The 20,632-nt window shown below is 58.3% G+C and carries 15 protein-coding genes and 2 pseudogenes; 9 read left to right on the top strand and 8 right to left on the bottom strand.

The window, feature by feature from the left end; translation table 11 throughout:
- Positions 1–4: 4 nt before the first annotated feature.
- The 7 genes from mce to DDE77_RS15850 form a co-directional block, all read right to left on the bottom strand.
- Positions 5–409: a methylmalonyl-CoA epimerase gene (mce, locus tag DDE77_RS15820; RefSeq protein ID WP_108398453.1), complete on the bottom strand. Its 405-nt coding sequence runs from the start codon at positions 407–409 to the stop codon at positions 5–7.
- On the bottom strand, positions 406–2,520 hold the full coding sequence (gene scpA / locus DDE77_RS15825; RefSeq protein ID WP_108398454.1) for a methylmalonyl-CoA mutase: 2,115 nt from the start codon (positions 2,518–2,520) through the stop codon (positions 406–408). The genes mce and scpA overlap by 4 nt, the downstream gene beginning before the upstream one ends.
- Before the next feature lie 239 nt (positions 2,521–2,759).
- The gene (locus DDE77_RS15830; protein ID WP_108398455.1) at positions 2,760–4,778 is read right to left on the bottom strand and encodes an acetyl-CoA carboxylase biotin carboxylase subunit; all 2,019 of its coding nucleotides are present in this window, start codon (positions 4,776–4,778) and stop codon (positions 2,760–2,762) included.
- On the bottom strand, positions 4,775–5,404 hold the full coding sequence (locus DDE77_RS15835) for a hypothetical protein (RefSeq protein WP_108398456.1): 630 nt from the start codon (positions 5,402–5,404) through the stop codon (positions 4,775–4,777). The genes DDE77_RS15830 and DDE77_RS15835 overlap by 4 nt, the downstream gene beginning before the upstream one ends.
- Positions 5,405–5,411: 7 nt before the next feature.
- Entirely contained in the window at positions 5,412–6,944 is a 1,533-nt protein-coding gene (locus tag DDE77_RS15840) for an acyl-CoA carboxylase subunit beta (protein WP_108398476.1), read from the bottom strand.
- 92 nt (positions 6,945–7,036) lie between these two features.
- Positions 7,037–7,591, bottom strand: coding sequence for a gamma carbonic anhydrase family protein (locus tag DDE77_RS15845; RefSeq protein ID WP_108398457.1), 555 nt, complete (start codon positions 7,589–7,591; stop codon positions 7,037–7,039).
- A gap of 9 nt (positions 7,592–7,600) precedes the next feature.
- Positions 7,601–9,010 carry a protein adenylyltransferase SelO gene (locus tag DDE77_RS15850; RefSeq protein WP_108398458.1) on the bottom strand — a complete coding sequence of 470 codons (1,410 nt, stop codon included), beginning with the start codon at positions 9,008–9,010 and terminating at the stop codon, positions 7,601–7,603.
- Positions 9,011–9,111: 101 nt separating this feature from the next.
- On the opposite strand from DDE77_RS15850, the gene DDE77_RS15855 reads away from it, so the two are divergent.
- The 7 genes and pseudogenes from DDE77_RS15855 to DDE77_RS15885 all read left to right on the top strand — a co-directional run.
- A complete protein-coding gene (locus DDE77_RS15855) occupies positions 9,112–9,795 on the top strand; it encodes an HAD family hydrolase (RefSeq protein ID WP_108398459.1) in 684 nt (227 codons plus the stop codon).
- A 242-nt stretch (positions 9,796–10,037) separates the two neighbouring features.
- The gene (locus tag DDE77_RS15860) at positions 10,038–11,039 is read left to right on the top strand and encodes a cell wall hydrolase (RefSeq protein WP_245895329.1); all 1,002 of its coding nucleotides are present in this window, start codon (positions 10,038–10,040) and stop codon (positions 11,037–11,039) included.
- Positions 11,040–11,661: 622 nt separating this feature from the next.
- Positions 11,662–12,228, top strand: a complete 567-nt coding sequence (gene rfbC, locus DDE77_RS15865) for a dTDP-4-dehydrorhamnose 3,5-epimerase (RefSeq protein WP_108398461.1) — start codon at positions 11,662–11,664, stop codon at positions 12,226–12,228.
- 1 nt (position 12,229) lies between these two features.
- The gene (rfbB, locus tag DDE77_RS15870; protein ID WP_108398462.1) at positions 12,230–13,291 is read left to right on the top strand and encodes a dTDP-glucose 4,6-dehydratase; all 1,062 of its coding nucleotides are present in this window, start codon (positions 12,230–12,232) and stop codon (positions 13,289–13,291) included.
- Positions 13,291–14,219: pseudogene (gene rfbD / locus DDE77_RS15875) on the top strand (dTDP-4-dehydrorhamnose reductase). Before rfbB ends, rfbD begins: the two are co-directional and overlap by 1 nt.
- The gene (rfbA, locus tag DDE77_RS15880; RefSeq protein ID WP_108398463.1) at positions 14,216–15,085 is read left to right on the top strand and encodes a glucose-1-phosphate thymidylyltransferase RfbA; all 870 of its coding nucleotides are present in this window, start codon (positions 14,216–14,218) and stop codon (positions 15,083–15,085) included. Before rfbD ends, rfbA begins: the two are co-directional and overlap by 4 nt.
- Positions 15,086–15,186: 101 nt before the next feature.
- Positions 15,187–15,631, top strand: a pseudogene (locus DDE77_RS15885) (carbohydrate ABC transporter substrate-binding protein); the annotation flags it as partial.
- Positions 15,632–15,925: 294 nt separating this feature from the next.
- On the opposite strand, the gene DDE77_RS15890 reads toward DDE77_RS15885, so the two are convergent.
- Entirely contained in the window at positions 15,926–16,054 is a 129-nt protein-coding gene (locus DDE77_RS15890) for a type II toxin-antitoxin system Phd/YefM family antitoxin (protein WP_108398477.1), read from the bottom strand.
- Positions 16,055–16,805: 751 nt separating this feature from the next.
- On the opposite strand from DDE77_RS15890, the gene DDE77_RS15895 reads away from it, so the two are divergent.
- Both DDE77_RS15895 and DDE77_RS15905 read left to right on the top strand, forming a co-directional pair.
- On the top strand, positions 16,806–18,467 hold the full coding sequence (locus tag DDE77_RS15895; protein WP_108398464.1) for a glycosyltransferase family 4 protein: 1,662 nt from the start codon (positions 16,806–16,808) through the stop codon (positions 18,465–18,467).
- A gap of 1,008 nt (positions 18,468–19,475) precedes the next feature.
- Positions 19,476–20,468: a polysaccharide pyruvyl transferase family protein gene (locus tag DDE77_RS15905; protein ID WP_108398466.1), complete on the top strand. Its 993-nt coding sequence runs from the start codon at positions 19,476–19,478 to the stop codon at positions 20,466–20,468.
- The last annotated feature ends 164 nt before the right edge of the window (positions 20,469–20,632 follow it).

The raw sequence follows: 20,632 nt of genomic DNA on the forward strand, positions 1-20,632 counted from the left end.
TAAGTCAAACCTCTTCGAGCTCGATCAGCGTGCCGTCGAAATCCTTGGGATGGAGGAACAGCACCGGCCTGCCATGCGCTCCGATCTTGGGCGTGCCATCGCCCAGCACGCGCGCGCCGCCGGCGGTGAGGGTCTGGGCGGCCGCGGCAATGTCTGGCACCTCGAAGCAGATGTGGTGCATGCCGCCCGTCGGGTTCTTGGCAAGGAACGCCACGATGGGCGAATCTTCGCCCAAGGGTTCGAGCAGTTCCACCTTGGTGTTGCCCGTGTCGATAAATACAACCGTTACCCCATGCTCGGGCAAAGCCTGTGGCTGGCCGACGCGGGCGCCAAGGAGGTCGCGATATTTCGCTGATGCCGCCGCAAGGCTCGGCACGGCAATGGCGATGTGGTTGAGCCGGCCGATCATTGATTGGAGAGCCTCCCTTCGATCTGGCTCAACACGGAAAAAGCGGCGCTGAGCACATTGGTGCCCGGGCCGAAGATCGCTGCGACGCCAGCATCGTAGAGGAACTGGTAGTCCGGCTCGGGAATGACGCCACCGACGATCACGGTTACATCGCCCAGCTCGCGCGCGCGGAGTGCCTCGATCAGTTCGGGCACCAGCGTCTTGTGTCCAGCTGCAAGCGAGGAAACGCCGACGGCATCGACATGCAGCTCGGCTACGTGATCTGCCACTTCATCGGCGGTCTCAAAGAGGTCGCCCATATGGACGGTGAAACCGAGATCAGCGAACGCGGAGGCAATGATTTTGGCGCCGCGGTCGTGGCCGTCCTGGCCCATCTTGGCGATGAAAATGGAGGGCGCACGGCCGCGTGCAGCCTTAAAGGCGTCGATGCGGCCACTAATGGCCGAAAACTCCGGGTCCTCGCCATACCCTTGGGCATAAATGCCAGATATGACGCGGGTCACGGCCGAATGGCGGCCAAAAACGTCTTCCATGGCCTGGCTGACTTCGCCCAGCGTGGCGCGGGCACGGGCAGCCTCGATGGCGGCCTCCAGGAGATTGCCCTCGTCCATGGCTGCATATTCACGCAAGGCCGAAAGCATGGACTGCGTCCTGGCCTCGTCGCGTGTGGCGCGGATGCGTTCCAATTGCGCGATCTGCTCGGCCCGCACCTTGGCATTGTCTATGCTTCGGACCTCGATCGCTTCCTCTGTGTCCACCCGGTAGCGGTTGACGCCCACGATGACGTCCTCCCCCCGATCGACGCGTGCCTGGCGGAGGGCTGCGGCACGCTCGATGGCAAGCTTGGGTTCGCCCGACTGGACGGCGCGCGTCATGCCACCCTGCGCTTCGGCCTCGCCGATCAGCGCCTTGGCACCTTGGACGAGCTGCCGCGTCAGTTCCTCGACATAGTAAGAACCGCCCAGCGGATCGACCACGTCAGTGATGCGGGATTCATGCTGCAGGATCAACTGCGTATTCCGGGCAATGCGGCTCGAAAATTCGGTCGGCAAGGCGATGGCCTCGTCAAACGAGTTCGTGTGGAGCGACTGCGTGCCGCCCAGCGTCGCTGCGAGCGCCTCGATCGTGGTGCGCACGATATTGTTGTGCGGGTCCTGCTCGGTCAGCGACACGCCCGAAGTCTGGCAATGGGTGCGCAGCATCTTTGAACGTGGGTCCTTGGCGCCCAACCCCGTCATGATCTCGCTCCAAAGCTGGCGCGCGGCCCGCAGCTTTGAAACTTCAAGGAAGAAGTTCATGCCGATGCCGAAAAAGAAGCTCAGCCGCCCGGCAAAGGCGTCGATGTCTAGGCCACGGGCCTGGGCGGCGCGGACATATTCCATGCCGTCGGCCAGCGTATAGGCCAGTTCCTGCACTGCCGTCGCGCCGGCCTCGTGCATATGGTAGCCCGAGATGGAGATCGAATTGAACTTGGGCATGTGCTGGGCGGTATGGGCGATGATGTCGCCCACGATGCGCATGGAAGGTTCGGGCGGGTAGATATAGGTGTTGCGGACCATGAACTCCTTGAGGATGTCGTTCTGGATGGTCCCTTCGAGCTTGGATTGCGGCACGCCCTGTTCCTCGGCCGCCACGATGAACATGGCAAGCACGGGAATGACCGCCCCGTTCATGGTCATGGAGACAGACATCTGATCGAGCGGAATGCCGTCGAACAGCGTCTTCATGTCTTCCACTGTATCGATGGCAACGCCCGCCTTGCCCACATCGCCAACGACGCGAGGATGGTCACTGTCATAGCCACGATGGGTGGCCAGATCGAAGGCGACGGAGAGGCCTTTTTGGCCCTTTTCCAGCGCCTGGCGATAAAAGGCGTTGGACTCCCGCGCCGTGGAGAAGCCGGCATATTGGCGGATGGTCCAGGGCCGGTTGGCATACATGGTGGCCCGGATGCCGCGGGTGAAAGGTTCCACGCCGGGGATCTCGCTCCCTTCGCCAAAATAGACCGGCTGGACAGGGATGCCGCCATAATCGCGGTTGAGGGAGGCGAGGGGGGTGTCGCGGAGTTCCTTTTGGGCGAGGGTGGCCCAGTGGGCGAAATTATCGGGCATAGCGCACCATCCTGCCCCGACCGCAGGCCTGCACCTCCCCCTCGACGGGGGAGGTTGGGAGGGGGTGCGAGAGCCCCGATATCGGGGCTAACCGCCCCCCACCCTTGATCCGCCATTCGAGCATAGCTCTCATGGCCTTCTCCCTTCTAATCGCTCCACAGGAGCGATTGGCCCTTCGGGACGGCTCGAAGCCCCGCAAGGGGAGGGTGTCGACTGCCAATCCGGGTGGATCGATTCCATCACACCGCCTCGAATTCCAAAATCACCGCGTCCACCGCCAGCACCGCACCGGGCTCGGCATGCACCTTGCTGACGCGGGCCCGCTTTTCGGCCTTGAGGACGTTCTCCATCTTCATGGCCTCAACAATGGCCAGTGTCTGCCCATCTTCCACGATATCGCCTTCGCTGACATCGATCCGCACCACCTGGCCCGGCATGGGGCAGAGGAGGAAGCGGGACATGTCGGGCGGCACTTTGACCGGCATCAGCGGCAGGAGCGCGGCGACATGGGGGCGTAGCACCTGGACCGTAAGGTCCGAGCCGCAATAGCGCATGCGGAAGCCCGACGTGGTGCGATTGACCTTGATGACGCTGGAGGCGCCACCGGCCCATTGGATGCGCGCAATGGTCTGCCCTGGCGTCCAATCGAAGCTTTCCACGGCCGCCGCCTGGTCGAAAAGGTTGAGCTCCCAAGTGCCCTCGGGATCAAGGCGATGGAGTTTGAGCGGCACCTGCTCGCCCTCGATCACCACGGTCCACTCGCCATAGATCTCGGTGGAATGGCCCAGCTGCGTCCGCGTGGCGCGTCCTTTGCGCTCCTCAAGCAGCAATTGCATCATGGCGGCAGCGGCCGCGACCTCGAACACCCGGCCGCGCGGCAGGGCAGGTCCATGAAAACCCTCAGGGAATTCCTCGGCGATATAGCCGGTGGTCAGCCGCCCCTCGCGGAACCTTTCCTGGTCCATGACCGTGGACAGGAAGGGCAGATTATTGCCCACGCCTTCTACCTCGAAGCTCCCCAGCGCCACGGCCATGGCATCGATCGCCTCAAGCCGTGTCGGCGCCCAGGTGCAGAGCTTCGCGATCATGGGATCATAGAAGGTCGAAATCTCGCCGCCTTCAAAAACGCCGGTGTCATTGCGCACGGCAAAATCAGCAGCGCTTTCCTCGTTGGGCGGGCGATAGCGGGTGAGCCGGCCAGTGGAGGGGAGGAAATTGCGATAGGGGTCTTCGGCATAGAGCCGGGATTCAATGGCCCAGCCATTGAGCTGCACCTCGTCCTGCGATAGCGGCAGCTTCTCGCCATCGGCGACGCGTAGCATGAGTTCCACGAGATCGAGCCCACTGATGAGCTCGGTTACCGGATGCTCCACCTGAAGGCGCGTGTTCATTTCAAGGAAATAGAAATTGCGCTCGGCGTCGACAATGAATTCGACCGTGCCGGCGCTGGTATAACCAACGGCCTTGGCGAGCGCGACGGATTGCTCGCCCATGGCCTTGCGCGTGGCGTCGTCGAGAAAAGGGGAGGGCGCTTCCTCGATCACCTTCTGGTTGCGCCGCTGAATGGAGCATTCGCGCTCGTTGAGGTAGAGCACATTGCCGTGACTGTCGCCGATCAGCTGGATTTCGATATGGCGCGGCTCGGTGACGAATTTCTCGATAAAGATGCGATCATCGCCAAAGGAGGAGGCGGCTTCGGACCGGGAGCGCTCGAAGCCCTCGCGCGCCTCCGCCTCGTTCCATGCGATGCGCATGCCCTTGCCGCCGCCACCGGCGGAAGCCTTGATCATCACGGGATAGCCGATCTCGCCAGCAATCTGCACCGCCTCGTCGGCATCGGCGATCAGCCCCATATGGCCGGGCACTGTGGAAACACCCGCCTCGGCGGCCAGCTTCTTGGACGTGATCTTGTCACCCATCGCCTCGATGGCCTTGACCGGCGGGCCCACAAAGATGATCCCGGCGTCCCCGAGCGCCTGGGCAAATTTGGGGTTTTCCGAGAGGAACCCATAGCCGGGATGCACTGCCTCGGCCCCGGTTTCCTTGCAGGCGGCAATGATCTTGTCGATCTGCAGGTACGAATCCTTGGCTGGCGAGGGGCCGATATGAACCGCCTCATCCGCCATGCGCACATGGAGAGCTTCCCGATCCGCATCGGAATAAACGGCAACAGTCGCAATGCCCATCTTGCGCGCTGTCTTGATCACCCGGCAGGCGATTTCGCCACGGTTGGCGATGAGGAGTTTGGTGATCGTCATTGATCTAGTCCTGGCATCCATGCACCATACTCATCCCGCAGTTTAATCTTTGCACCATGTACCCGCGCAGCCACATCAAGTACTGCATTCCACATCTCGATGGTACTAAACCGCTCCCCGCGATAGATGAAATCGCGAGTGCGGAAATTGAAATGCTCGAAGATTTCTGAGTCTTCCACGCCAGCGAATATATTATCGACGTCTCCCATAGATCGACGCGAGATTATGTGTCGTTTGGATGTGAGCCACCAATCGTCAATGTCTTCGTCGAGGTGGGCTAAACGGTTTCGGAGGTTTCTAGCGAGGATCGGATGATCTTCACCTATGTCCAGCAATGATCGAAGTGCCTCGCCCCTCCGATCAGAAAACTCCTGAGCGTTTGCCGGCCGCCGTCTGTGCGGATTGGGTTTGATAATCCGGCTTATGGCGGCCGCCGCTTCAGCCATCGTTTGTAGGTCGTGCCAGATCGCCTCTGTATTTCCGCGCTGAGCGTGCTGCTCCAGAGCTAAATTCAGCCTGTTAGCAGCATGTTCTGCTTTACTGACTTGCGCTTCGATTTCGGACAGCATGAGCCTAAAAAGCATACTACTGCTGCTAACAAACTCCCGCAGCTCCTCAGGTGTCATTACTGCCTCACAGCGGAATATTATCGTGCTTCTTCTTGGGCATGCTCGACTGCTTGTGCTTCAGCGTCGCAAAGGCGCGGATCACGCGCCGCCGCGTCCCATGCGGCATGATCACGTCGTCGATGAAGCCCCGCTCCGCGGCAACGAACGGGTTGGCAAACCGCGCCTCGTATTCGGCGGTTCGTTGCGCAATCTTGTCCTTGTCTCCCAGTTCCGAGCGATAAAGGATTTCCGTCGCGCCCTTGGCGCCCATCACGGCGATCTCAGCCGAGGGCCAGGCATAGTTCACATCGGCCTTGATGTGCTTGGATGCCATCACATCATAGGCGCCGCCATAGGCCTTGCGGGTGATGACGGTGACCAGCGGCACGGTGGCTTCGGCATAGGCGAAGAGGAGCTTGGCGCCATGCTTGATGATGCCGCCATATTCCTGCGCCACGCCGGGCAGGAAGCCGGGGACATCCACAAAGGTGAGGATCGGGATTTCGAAACTGTCGCAGAAGCGGATGAACCGCGCGGCTTTCTTGGAGGCATTGATGTCGAGGCACCCGGCGAGCACCAGGGGCTGGTTGGCGACGACACCAATTGTTTCCCCGTCGAGCCGGATGAAACCGACCAGGATATTGCCGGCATGTTCCTTTTGCAGCTCCAGGAACTCGCCTTCGTCGGCGATCTTTTCGATCACCTCGCGCATGTCATAGGGCTTGTTGGCGCTATCAGGGATGATCGTATCGAGGCTCATGTCGACACGGTCGATCGGATCGATGCTGGGGAGGCGCGGCGGCTTGTGACCCGCTGCGAGCGGGAGGTAGCCGAACAGGCGCCGCACTTCGAGCAGGGTTTCGATGTCGTTGTCGAACGCCGCATCGGCCACCGAGGAAATCTTGGTGTGCGTGGATGCGCCACCCAGCTCTTCCTGTGTCACGCTCTCATTGGTGACGGTCTTGACCACGTCGGGCCCCGTCACGAACATGTAGCTCGTGTCCTTGACCATGTAGATGAAGTCGGTCATGGCCGGGGAATACACCGCCCCACCCGCGCAAGGCCCCATAATGACCGAAATCTGCGGCACGGCGCCCGAGGCCTGCACATTGCGCCAGAACACATCGGCATAACCGCCCAGGGACGCCACGCCTTCCTGGATGCGCGCGCCGCCTGAATCGTTGAGCCCGATCACTGGCGCGCCGTTCTGCATGGCGAGATCCATGATCTTGCAGATCTTTTTGGCATGGGTTTCGCTGAGCGAGCCGCCAAAGACGGTGAAATCCTGGCTGAACACATAGGTGAGCCGCCCATCGATCGTGCCCCAGCCGGTGACCACGCCATCGCCGGGAATGATCGTCTCGGCCATGCCGAAATCGGTCGCCCGGTGAGTAACGAACATGTCGTATTCCTCGAATGACCCGGGATCGAGCAGCACATCGAGCCGCTCGCGGGCCGTGAGCTTGCCCTTGCCGTGCTGGGTGTCGATGCGCTTCTGTCCGCCGCCGAGCCGCGCCTGCCTGCGCTTTTCTTCCAGTTCGGCGATGATTTTCTGCATGCGTTCAGGCTCCGCTGCCTCTTGTTCTTTGACCGGACAGTCAAACACGAACTTGGCGGGCGTCGCGCAAAAATGCAAACGCGTTTATCGGCTCATGCGGGGGTAAAATCGGCCGGTGTCGTGCCGATCTGGCTCAGCCCCGCGGCGAAGCGGCGGGCATTGCTGACATAATTGTCGGCCGACGCGGTGAGCCGCGCTATCGCTTCGCTATCAAGTTCGCGGATCACCTTGCCGGGCGAACCGATCACGAGCGAATTGTCCGGGACCTCCTTGCCTTCGGTGATTAGGGCACCAGCACCGATCAGGCAATTGCGCCCGATCCGCGCCCCATTGAGCACCGTCGCCCCCATGCCGATCAGCGTATTGTCCCCGATCGTGCAGCCATGCAGCATGGCCTTGTGCCCGATGGTGCAGCCGTTTCCGATCGTCAGCGGATAGCCCTTGTCGGTGTGAAGAGCGACGTTTTCCTGCACATTGCTGCGCGCGCCAATGGTGATCGGCTCGAGATCCCCCCGCGCCACCACACCGAACCAGATGCCCACATCCGCCCCGACAATGATCCTGCCCACAACAATTGCCGTGGGCGCAATCCAGGCGACATCAGGATCAATTTCGGGTGCAACACCGTCCAGCGCGTAAAGGGGCATGGGACAACCTCAAACAACAATCCCATAGGCTTGGCGCATTTGAGCGATTTCGCCAAGGGTCTGGTGAAAAAGGCTCCAGTCATCGCTCTCGGCAATCGGCGCCCAGATCGCCTCCACCTCTTCGATCAGCATGGTGCGCGGGCTCACGCGGGCAAAATAGGCATGGTCCAGATTGATCCCGGCTGCTGGCGCATAACGTTCCAGCCCATTGGCCACGGGGCGGAACGCCTCGCTGGCATAATGCTCTGCCGAAGGGCTGCGAGCGGCGCGGCTGGCACTCAGCGCCCCGCCGCGCCAGTCGAAAAAGAACTGCTCGTAAGGCGCCTGGCTTGCAGCGAGGAAGCCGAAGATATCGGTGATGAATGCGCCATCATGCTCGGTGCCCTGGGGCTCGAGGCCCAGCCGGCGCAGGATGTTCTGCGGCAGGGCCTCCCGGAAGGCGGGCCAGATCGTATTGAGCGCCGGCTCGAGCTTTTCCACGCTCGAGAGCGGCAGGAGGCATTCAGCGAGCCGCGTCAAATTCCAGGCCAGTGTGTCGGGCTGCCGGCCAAAGCTATAAAGCCCGCTTTCATCGAAATAGGCGGCGGTAAAAGCGGGGTCATAGGTAGGAAGGAACCGCCAGGGACCATAGTCGAAACTTTCCCCGGTAATGTTGATATTGTCGGTGTTGAGAACGCCATGCACAAAGCCCGCGGCGGTCCATTGCGCCCCGAGCCGCGCGACATTGCCTGCTACCGCTTCAATAAAGGCGACCGGCTTGTCCGGCGCATCGGCAAGCGCTGGAAAATAGGTGGCAATGGCATAGTCGAGCAGGCGCTGGAGGTTCTCAGTGTCCTCCAGATAGGCCAGCCGCTGGAACGTGCCGATGCGGATATGGCTATGGCTGAGGCGGACCAGCACCGATGAGCGCGTAGGGGAGGGCTCGTCCCCGCGATAGAGCTGCTCGCCCGTTTCCACTAGGGAAAAGCTCTTGGAGGTATAGACGCCAAGGGCTTCGAGCATTTCGGTGGCCAGCACCTCACGCACGCCACCCTTCAGGGTCAGCCGCCCATCGCCACCGCGCGACCACGGCGTCTTGCCGCTGCCCTTGGTGGCAAAATCAAGCAGCCGGCCATCTTCGAGGTCATAGCCCTGGGCAAACAGAAAGCCGCGGCCGTCCCCGAGTTCGGGATTATAGGAGCGGAACTGATGGCCATGGTAGCGCAGCGCCAGTGGCTGCGTAAACGAACCCTCCAGCGGCTCGAAGCGCCCGAAATGGCGCAGCCATTGATCATCGGTGAGATCGTCCAGTCCCACGCGCTTGGCCCAGCGCTGGTCGCGATGGCGCAGAATGTTCTGGGGAAAAGGGGCGGGCTCGACGCGATCGAAAAAGGCATCGCCCAGCGTCTCGTGATTGCGGGAGGGTTTGAAAAGGCTCATGGGTCGCTAACGCGGTGAGTGGTTAGCCGGTTCGCCCGTGCAACCCAGCCTATCGCAAGGCTTGCTGGCGGCGGCGGGCAAATCGCCCTATATGGCGCTAGATGCACACGCAAACCGACATTCTTCGCCTCCAGCCCTTCCAGGCCGTCATCTTTGACATGGATGGAACACTGCTAGATACCGAAAGCGTGTTCAAGACGATCGTGTTCGAAGTTTGCACCGAGCTTGGCTTCGAAATGACTGACGCCGTACACATGTCCATGGTCGGTGGCAGCCACGAAAACACCAACCGCTTGCTGGTCGAAGCCTATGGCGTGGCTTTTCCCTATACGCTGTTCGACGAACGGTGCCGCGTCATCATGCGCGAACGCAGCCATGGCGGCGTTCCAGTAAAGCCCGGCGCGCACGAACTGATTAGCGAACTGCGCGAGCGCGGCATCCCCACGGCTGTGGCCACCTCCTCGCGCCAACCCCATGCCCATACCCATCTGGGCGCGGCTGGCCTGCTCGACCTGTTTGAAACTGTGGTCACGCGCGACGACGTCCTTCACCCCAAACCACACCCCGAACCGTATTTAACGGCAGCTCGGCGCCTAGGCGTGGACCCGCTCGAATGCCTTGCGGTGGAGGACAGCCATGCCGGCGTCCGCGCCGCCTATGCGGCCGGAATGCAGACCGTGATGGTGCCCGATCTGGTGCACCCCAATGACGACATCCGTGCCTTGGGAATTGCTGTCCTCGAGAGCCTGGACCACGTCCGGCTTGCGGCCTTCAATCCGCGTTAAAAGGCCTCTCGAAAACGGATCTGTTTCCCCGTTGCAACAGCTTGCAGCAAAAAACCGGGGAAAACCCTTAACTGCGTAAACTTTTATGCATCCGGCTAAACCTCCCTTCACCACCAATCAAGTCATTCAAAATACAAGCTTTTCAACCGGGCTTGGGTGCATTAACCACGTATTAAGATGCTAACCTGTATGGTTAAGCAGCGGTAAATCTTGGCTTCCCAGCAGAGGGTGGCTTGGCTAGTGTGCCGCTCAATCGCAGCGGCGGTCGGAACCGATTGTTTCTGCAGATGAAGGCTCGCCGGATACGGCCGGACGAGCTCATGGGTAAGGACGGGACGTTGACGCAAAACTGGCAGTCCACATTCAAGCGTGTTGTTTCCCACGTGATTGCCCCGGGCGCCGCTGCGCTCTTTTTGCTGTCCAGCCTTGTTTCCGTCCACGCCGAAGACCTGAAGCCGCAGGCCGTTGCGCCGCTTCCCGTTCCTGCCGATCTGGTTGCTCTACGCGCCCAGCCGCCCATCGGTCCCACCGCCGTGCCGCTTCCCGCCGGTGCGCAGCCGCTGACTCCCGCGCTCCTAAGCAATTATGTTGAGCGCCAACGCGAGTTGCGGGCCGTCAACGTCCTGGCCTATGGCCAGCCGCAGGAACTCAACAGCGAAGTGCTGATGGGCTATATCGCGCGCGGCTCACTGGGCAACAACAGCGCGGTTTCCGCCATTGCGAGCTTTGCCAGCGGTCCGTCCGCCGCAAAAGACGAACCAGCCCTTAATCCATCCACGCTCGCCGCCTATGTCGAAACCGGCTACGAGCCGATCGAAAAGCGCGTCGAGCGGGCCAATTCCGAGCGCGACTGCCTCGCCCAAGCCATCTACCACGAGGCCCGCGGCGAAAGCGAAGCTGGCCAGTTAGCCGTCGCCAATGTCATTGTTAACCGCGCTCGCTCCGGAAAGTTCCCGTCCACCTTGTGCGGGGTTATCTACCAGAACGCCGAAAAAGGCCGTTACCGCTGCCAGTTCACCTTCGCCTGTGACGGCCGCAGCGACACCCCCGGCGAACGCCGCGCCTGGGCCCGCTCGGCTGCCCTTGCCCAGGATGTCTACGCCGAATTCGCCACCGGCGAGAATGTCGGCGCGGTTCCCGGCTCAACCCTCTACTACCACACCACCGCCGTCCGCCCTTCCTGGTCCAACACCTTCAACGCTGTAGCAAAAATCGGCTCCCACATTTTCTACTCGCCAAACTGAGTGGGAGAAGAAAAGGGAAGTCGAGCCGTTCCTTTTTGGTAACGCGGTTCACCTCCCGGTAAGGTTCTGGAACACTGAGACCCTTGAGAATACGCTGTTCGCAAGATGGAACCAGGGTGGTTTAGCAGCAGCAGTCAGCTCCCCTACTGTACTGGCATGTGGGTGTGTACAGTCTCAGCAACTCTCGAAACAGACTTCCAGGTAGTGCGGGTAATGCGTTCGTCGCGCGCATCGCGGCTCCAGCGGCGCGGCCTTTATAAACTACAGCCTATTTTGGGTCCCAACTGCTATTTCCATTTTCTGGATGCTAAGCGGTGAGAAGGTTGCTCGCCGGTACGGATGCCACAGCGCCTCGTTGCTTATAGCGAAGGACCCAACTCTTTGGTCTGCGTAGGCGTAGCGCCAATCGTTCGGGCTAATCATTTTTGCATTGAGGTAATCTAGTCTAGCTTCCCAAGAGCTGGCGGGAATTGTCCATAGCGCATGCCGTGCGAGGCTCTCAAGATATCGTGCCGAGTTTCGGTTCTGCCAAATCTGTCTAGCTGCTGCACCAACAGATGATGGTAGCAACAGGCGCGGCTTCAAGCATATTGTCTGTCCAGTCCTATTGTGTATGAGCCCCATGGAACTTCGAAAAACCAGCTTGCATGATGTGCTGGAGATCATTCCCAAGCGTCACCAGGATACACGTGGACATTTCACCGAGCTTTTTCGCCAGGATTGGTTCGCTGCAAACATTGCCGATATCTGCTTCGTGCAGGAAAACCAGTCGTTGAGCCGCGGCGCCGGGGTGGTGCGGGGGCTTCATTTCCAAGCGCCGCCCGCGGCGCAAGGCAAGCTGGTCCGCTGCATAGCCGGCTCCATTTTCGACGTCGCAGTCGATATAAGGGCTGGTTCACGCAGTTTCGGGCAATGGACCTCTGTCGTGCTTTCGGCCAAGCAGGGGAACCAGTTGTGGATCCCTGAAGGTTTCCTTCATGGCTTTTGTACGCTCGTTCCAGACTGCATTGTCGCTTACAAAGTCACAGCCTATTACGATCCTGATTGTGACAGGGGCGTGCTCTGGAATGACCCTGATCTGGGGATAGATTGGCCAGTCAGCCCGGAAGCGGCAGAGCTTTCGGCCAAGGATGCTAGCCAGCTGCGCCTAGCCGATCTTCCCAGCTATTTTTCTCACGCGGAGGTGTGACGTGCGGGTCCTTGTTACCGGCGGGGCGGGGTTTATCGGTTCAGCTCTGGTGCGCCACCTAGTTCTCACCAAAGGCTACGAGGTTCTCACCGTCGACAAGCTCACCTATGCTGGTCACCGCTCGTCCCTCAAACTGGTGGATGAGCGACCCAATCACCGGTTCCTCAAAGCCGACATCTGCAACAGGCAGGCTATGCAGGAAGCTTTCGAAAGCTTCAAACCCGATCGTGTCATGCATCTGGCGGCAGAAAGCCATGTGGATCGATCCATCACCGCTTCGGAAGATTTCATTCGCACCAACGTGCTGGGCAGCTTTACGCTGCTGGAAGCGGCGCGGGCCCATTTTGCTGGGCTTGGCCAGGCGGAAAAAGCCAGGTTCCGCTTCCTCCATGTCTCGACGGACGAGGTCTATGGCTCACTCGGGTCCAATGGTCTTTTCACCGAAGAAACACCCTACGATCCGAGCTCTCCTTATTCAGCGTCGAAAGCTGCCTCGGATCATCTGGCCAAAGCCTGGGCACGCACCTATGACATGCCGGTTATCGTATCAAACTGTTCCAACAATTACGGACCCTATCATTTCCCAGAGAAGCTGATCCCGCTCACCATCCTCAATGCGCTCGAAGGCAAACAACTGCCGGTTTACGGCCGGGGCGAAAACATTCGCGACTGGTTGTATGTCGATGATCATGTCCGGGCGCTCGACATGATTGTTGAACGCGGAAGGACCGGGGAAACCTATAATGTTGGCGGACGCAATGAACGGCGCAACATCGACGTTGTTCGCAGCATTTGCGCGGCGCTCGACAAACGGGTTCCGTCTGCTCGGCCAAGGGAAAGCTTGATCCACTTCGTTCCGGATCGTCCCGGACACGATGCACGCTACGCGATCGATGCGACCAAGCTTGAAACGGAACTCGGATGGCGCGCGCACGAGGATTTCGAGTCCGGCATCGACAAGACCGTGCACTGGTATCTGGAGAACAGCTGGTGGTGGCAGCCGCTGCGTGAGCGGTATGCGGGTGAACGACTGGGTATCTTGCCCCAGGTAAGGGCCGGCTGATGCGCATCGTCGTGACGGGCAAGTCCGGCCAAGTTGCTATGGCGCTAGCCGAACGAGCTGCCGAACAGAGCGTGACGATGATCCAGATCGGTCGCCCGGAGTTCGACCTTACAGCTCCAGACGGGAGGCTAGACCTTATCGCCGCAGCAAAGCCGGACGTGATCGTGTCGGCTGCAGCTTATACGGCGGTGGACAAGGCCGAAACCGATACGCAAACGGCGCGGGTCATAAACACCGACGGCCCCGCAGCCTTGGGTCGATTGGCAGCAGATTTGGCCGTTTCCCTCATTCATCTCTCGACAGATTATGTGTTCGACGGCACCAAATCCGAGCCTTATGGGGAAAACGACAGGACGAACCCACTCGGCGTCTATGGCGCCACCAAACTGGCCGGTGAACAGGCGATTGCGGCAGCGACAGCCAATCACGCCATCCTCCGAACCGCCTGGTATACTCCCCGTTTGGAGCAAACTTTCTCAAGACCATGCTGCGCGTAGGGGTGGAGCAAGCAGAACTGAGGATCGTGGAAGACCAGATCGGCAATCCGACATCCGCACTCGATCTGGCCGACGCAATCATAATAATGGCTGGCAACCTGCTGAGCCGGCCGGATGACCAAAATCTGCGTGGAATTTTCCACGTGACTGGAAGTGGCGAGGCGAGTTGGGCGGATTTCGCCAGCGAGATCTTCAGTGCTTGTGCTGACCTGGGTGGCCCAAACCCATCCATCAGGCGCATCCCAAGCGCCGACTATCCCACACCCGCTAAGCGGCCAGCGAACTCGCGGCTGTCCAATGAGAAGCTCAGGCAGAGGCATGGCATTGTGCTGCCCCATTGGCGCTCTTCAACGCACGCTATTGTCCGTCGCCTTCTGGGAGCACGCCTCGTGCCAGATCGAAATTCGAGTTCGGAGCGCATTGACCAATGAGGGGCGTTATCCTCGCCGGCGGCAGCGGCACGCGGCTTTACCCCATCACAAGAGCTGTCTCCAAGCAGCTGATGCCGATCTATGACAAGCCGATGATCTACTTCCCCCTGACCACGCTGATGCTGGCGGGGGTGAAAGACATCCTCATCGTCACCACGCCCCAGGACGCCTATGCATTCGAGCGCCTCCTTGGCGATGGAAGCCGGTGGGGCATCAACATCAGCTATGCCCAGCAAGCTCACCCAAATGGCATCGCAGAAGCACTGATCATCGGAGCCGACCACATAGCCGGCGGCCAATACGCCCTGATCCTGGGCGACAACATCTTCTACGGCCACAATCTGCCGGTTCTCCTGCGCACAGCGGCGGCACGCACGAGTGGCGCCAGTGTCTTTGCCTACCATGTAACGGACCCGGCACGCTATAGCGTGGTCGAGTTCGACGGGGATGCCAAGGCGCTCAGCATTGAAGAAAAGCCAGCAAATCCGCGCTCTAACTGGGCAGTGACGGGCCTATACTTCTATGATCAGGACGCTGGAGACATTGCTCGATCTCTCAAGCCCTCTGCCCGCGGAGAGCTCGAGATTACCGACGTCAATCGGACCTATCTGGAGCGTGGTCAATTATCCGTCGAGCGCATCGGCCGAGGCTATGCTTGGCTCGACACCGGCACGCCGGATAGTTTCCTCGAGGCCTCGCAGTTTGTGGCGACATTAGAGAAGCGCCAAGGATTCAAAATTGCCTGCCCGGAAGAAGTGGCATTTCGAATGGACTTCATCGAGTCCGAGCAGCTTGAAGGGCTTGCTGCCGAGTTCCCCTCCAGTGACTACAGTCGGTATCTCACGAGGCTCTTGGCTATGTCCTGAGGTGGGACTGTGATCACAAATTTCACAATGCAACGCGCCCCAAATGAAAGCGGCCGTTCAAAGTAATAGCTCTCCAGTTCCTCGACGCTGAAATCGGCGACATGTCCTCGCTCACCCGGAAGGAGCAGGAAGCCGAACTCAATGCTTCATGGGTGCAGCTGCTCCCTTTGTGGGCATGGACATCAAGGTCGTATCCGAAACCATCACTACCATGAATACGAATCCAAGGTGCTGGCGCTGGCCTTCCCCGCGCTCACCGGCATCAAGGTCACCCACGACCTGATCGGTGAGGGTGATGTCGTCGAGAAACTGTAGACACAGATGCAGTCCGGTGAAAATATCTACGACGCCCATGTCAACGACTCCGACCTGATCGGCACGCACTGCCGCTACAAGCAGGCGCGCAGTCTCACCGACTGGATGGCTGGCGGGGGCGCATCTTTCACCAACCCCAACCTCAAGCTCGACGACTTCATCGGCATTGACTTCACCACGGCTCCAGACGGCGAGCTCTACCAGCTATCCGACCAGCAATTTGCCAACCTCAAGTTACTCTTTTGCTTCCTGCTGAATGTTCCCGCTGCCGCTGTGCCATAAGTTTCTCGAAGAATGTGCGCTGATGTCCCCGTTCTGCGCGAGCCGTCACTAACCACTACCTTTTGACTTGGGATCAAAGGGGCTCTCCAAGGGGTTGCCAGCAACACGTACGATACATGCCGTGGTGTGATACTGGACCAGCAGTGTGTCGTATGACCAGCATGATGCCTTTCGCTAGACAACTGGTGCGATCATACTACCCTGCCATCAGGGTCATTCTAGAGAAGGTCCTGGCTGCTTCCCTCAGTCCCGCGCCGCTACCAAGTTTCCATAGCGCGTGAGAATCACCTCCTCTCCCTCCTCCGCGTTCTTTAGGAGTTCGGTAAGTTGGCCGTTGGCTGCGGTAACAGAGATTTTCCTGCTGAGCTCCAGTCATTCTCTAGGATGATGGTCCGCATGTGGCCCAGGCCAACGCTATCTGGTATGAGCCAAAATGTGCCTCTCGCTATCGGCGACTGCGTCTTGAGCCGCAGGGTGGATCAGACCAATTAAGCCGGTTGGTCACCAGGCCCTCATGATGATTCAAGGGACAATGTTTGATCTGCGGCATCCGGAGCGATTAACAGGCTATTGTCTAGTGATAACTGACCTCTTTGAAGCACCGGCGGCATAGGGCTGATAGTTGGGCAAATGTCGGGTAACCTCCCATGGGGGGGACAAGCCTGATCCAGGTCCAGTGCGTCACCCCGGCCAGATGTGCGTCGATATTCCGTGCGAACGATGCTTGTCAGGCGGCACATTGCCCGTCTGCAAACTACCGCAACGCGTCGGGGTCCAAGATCAACCCGCGCCCAACCGCAAATAGCTCCTCAAGCACATTGTTGAGGCTGAGCATGTCGAACATCAAATTGGTCAAGGGGCAAACAGGACGTTTGCAGCGTAGCGAGCAGGCCTGTGGTTATGGTTTGATCGTGCTTTAGGCGCCGGATTGCCCTCCAATGCTTTGAAGCTTAGATGCGCTATTCCCTCAAGCTTGACCCAACCTCTTGATGTTCTGCTGAGGGCAGAGAGGCGAAGAAGCCTACATCAGGCCAATATACGGGTTCGTACATAAGGATCTGGTTGTAGCCTGCACCTATGGGTTCTAAGGTGCCACCGATTCTAGACGTAGAGCGTTTTGCCCATGTTCCAAGACCAACCCGTGCGCACCGTCGTTTTCGTGAGCCATGAGTTTGGTCGATATCGCGGGAATGGGGGGATCAGCATCTATCTGCTGAACCTCATAGACGCGATCCTGGCGCACACCAATTACAATATCCATGTAATAACCACCTTTGCTGGCGACTACACTAAAAGCGCCCGTCTTGAAGTGAGTGTCATCAGAGGCATTAGCTTGGCGACTATGGACGCGGTCGCCAAACTTCTGGTCAAGTTAAACCCCATCTGCGTTGAGGTGAGCGACTGGTCAGGGATGGCCAGTGTCCTGCTTCTGAGGCGTGCTTTAGGACTTGCTCGTCTGGATTGCCCAGTGGTCGTGAATCACCATACTGGTAGCCGCGAGATATGGGAGTGGGGTGCGGGTACCAGGTTTAGGGAAGCGGCTAACCAACACCTGCGCGCTTACGGGAACCTAGAGCTAACGCAAGCAATGTTTGCAGACGGGCATATTTGCGTATCCGATTTCTTAGCAAAGTACCTCGGCCGCTATTCCGAAACTGCAGCTGTTGATGTGATCTATCCGAGCTTCCCCATCGCTTCGGATGTTGGCCCGCGCCGACCGAAGCAGGGTTTGAAACTCCTCTGCCTTGGAAGATTCGAAAACCGAAAACGCCAACAGGACATAATCTTAGCAGTTAATCAACTCGCCGCGGAAGGTGCTCCAGTACACGTGACATTTGCAGGAAACTCCATTCCTGACACCGCGCGGCCGATCGACTATCGCGACTTCTGCTATCGCTTGATACCCGTTGAACTTAGGGGGCACTACTCCTTTTACGATTTCGTTGACCCTAACAAAAGCAGGCACCTCTACGACGATGCAGATGCTTTTTGTCTGCCGTCCAAGTACGAGAACTTTCCTACAGCCGTCATGGAGGCCATTCAAAAAGGTTTGCCAGTCATAGCGGGTAATACGACAGGGGCGGCTGAAATGATTGGGGATGATAGCCCCCTCATGTTCAACACCAGCGACGGTGCTTCACTCTTATCGACCTTACGGCGCGCGCTTGCGATGAGTGACGGCGATCTTCGTGAGGAGCACTCGCGCCAATTTGACCGCCTGAGAAGATTAGTTGATCCAGAGACGTCTGTACGTATAAGGATGCAGAAGCTTCAAAGCACTGAACTTCAACATCGGCCTTCCGCACCTGAGTGTAAGCCGATCGTTATACTGTCCGTTAACGATGCAATTCCTTCTTACATAACTGAGGCGGGATGTGTAGTTGCTAGGACTTCGGAACGTCTGGTTCAATCGGACAACGGGCTGGACACGTTCATCTTCTGCCCATTCATTCCTAGCAAGCGGCTCTTCAACTACGTGCTGCAGGTTGCAAAGCGCTCATCGCTTGTTTGCGAAAAGACGCTGATCGGTGTGGCATCGTCGATTGACTACTTGCGAGATAGCTTCAAGGCACAGCAACGCTATGAAGGATTCATTATGATAGGGAAGATCCCGGAAATTACGACCAATCCAGATTTCCCGGCAATGAATGCTGACATAGTGGCGGATAATCTAAAGCGGCTACCTATCTCGTATTTGTACGATGAGGATGGCTGGATAGCTCCATTCGACTTGGCAATGGTGGGCGCCATCAACACTGCAAACTACGCTTTGGAGCGAACATAACGTTTATGCGTAAGCACTTACTTATCCATGGGCCGCTGAGTTCGTACTCATCGAAGGTGGTAGCTTTGGGTGTGAAAGCCCTCAACACTCACCTAGTAGACTCCGTAACTATTTCTACCTATTCGACAGACGTGGACAAGGCTCATCAGCTAGTTGCCAGCGCTAATGGGAGTCCCGCAAGCATACAAGTGAAAGGCGCCAAGGATGTCAAGAACCCAGGGTTCGCGAACATCAATCGGCAAATAAACCTGGTGCGGGAGGGTTTGCCTGACACCGAGGCGTTAGTGATCAAACTACGAACCGACCAGACTGTGAATTTTCTCCGACTTGACAGGATCCTCGGCGACAAAACTCAGAAGCTGATGGAGGGCGCTATTCTAACGACCAACTGCTTTACGAGGCTCGACAGAGGTTATCACCCTTCTGATATGTTTATGGTAGGGTTGGCTTCATCGCTGCGCCTGTACTTCCCAGAGGGAGGGTTCCGAGAAACAGAGCTGGACGATGTCCTGGCCATTCGGGCCTCAGTTGAGAACCAACAAGACTCATTCACATTAGATCAATGGCCGGAAGCTCGACTCTTCCGTAGGTTCATTGCCACTAAAGGGTGGCAAGTAACGGGGACTCGCAACGACAGCTTCGACGCTCTGAGGCGTTGGTGTGTGATTATTGACGCTCGACAAGTCGGTATGAGGTGGGAGAAGTTTCTGGGAGGGAACCTCCCCCTTGTCCCATATAGATTCACCATGGAGCCATTCGCCGGAGGACCCATGGAAGAGGCGCGATGTTATAGAGCCTCAGCATTCGGGACGTGCTCGGAACGCTATAGTGATATGACTGAAATGCTCACTGGACTTATGTGGAACCGTATTACACTGGCATATCGTCGCCATGGGAACCTACCAAACACGTTCAAAGCAATTGCGCGGAAGTCTCGCATCGCGAGGAGGGTCCATGGTACCCTGCTACGGTTAAGGCCTCGCCGCACTTAGGCGCGAGAAGCATGCTATGGCACGAAAGCGAGTAGGCCTAATCAGGTGTTCCGAAAGCCTGAATATCGGCAACAACTTCATCAATGAAGGAGCAAAGAACCTCCTCGCGCAAGCCTTCCATGGCATTGCTGACGAAGTTGAGTTTTTCGAAGTAGAATTCTTCGATAGTTCGTCCCGAAACGTCGGCTACACCTATCCGTCCGTTGCGCTCACCGGTTCTGCGAAAAACGCCCTTGAGTCTAGTGACCTGATCATCCAGTTTGCAGGTAGCGTCTTCAACCTTTCTGCTGAACCAGCACTTAGCGAAATTGGCGGCCTTCAAGTCCCAAAGGTTTTGCTAGGTGCCAGTGCGGCCGGATACTGCGAAGAAGAACGGCAATTAGTGGAACGGGCAGTGCGTGACTACGACCGCGTAATTCTACGCGATCTTGAGACTGCTGCATATTTTGGATTAGCATCGGCTTCCAACGTCATCTCCGGAATAGATATGGCGTTTTTCATAGATCGCTCATTCCTTACAGCTCAAGATCGCTCCTACGCAGTCGTGAACCTAGACCCGATCACCGAACACACTGAATCTAGAGACACCTACGTAGAGGAACTGCTGGCCAGGTTCCCAGAAGTTTACGTGGTTGAGAACAGCGCAACTCGGCAGACCCAACATGAGCGTTATGTCCACATCGGGGGCTGGAAAGGTCTTTATGGGATGTACGCCAACGCTGGAGAAGTGGTGACTACTCGCGTCCACACCGCGGTGGCTTGTAGTGTAAGCTGCACACCGTTTCACTATGTTGGTTTGGATGAGACCCATCCTAATGGCAAACGGGCGTCCCTCTTCTCAAGAGTAGGTTTCAAGCTTCAGACTGGCATGCAGTATGGAACTAATGAGCTTTCTGATTTCAATGCGTATTTGGAGCCACAGAAGAGGTCGATGGTTCACCGCATCCGTTCTGAATTGGTATCATTGGGATTTAAGCGGAAGCTGTTGCACTCTATCGTCGGCCGGTGATCGTCTCAGTAGCGCAACTCACCGCTCGACAGCAGTCTGGAGTGCGCCCCGTTTCACCGGACAGGCGGCGATTGGGTTTAAGCACTGAGGCGCAGGAACTCTCGTGGTGAGCGGAACTTGAGCCCGGAGTGCGGGTGAACCTCACAGTAGTCCTCGATCCATCC

It is taken from the genome of Devosia submarina (assembly GCF_003056345.1).
In the GTDB taxonomy this organism is placed as follows: domain Bacteria; phylum Pseudomonadota; class Alphaproteobacteria; order Rhizobiales; family Devosiaceae; genus Devosia; species Devosia submarina.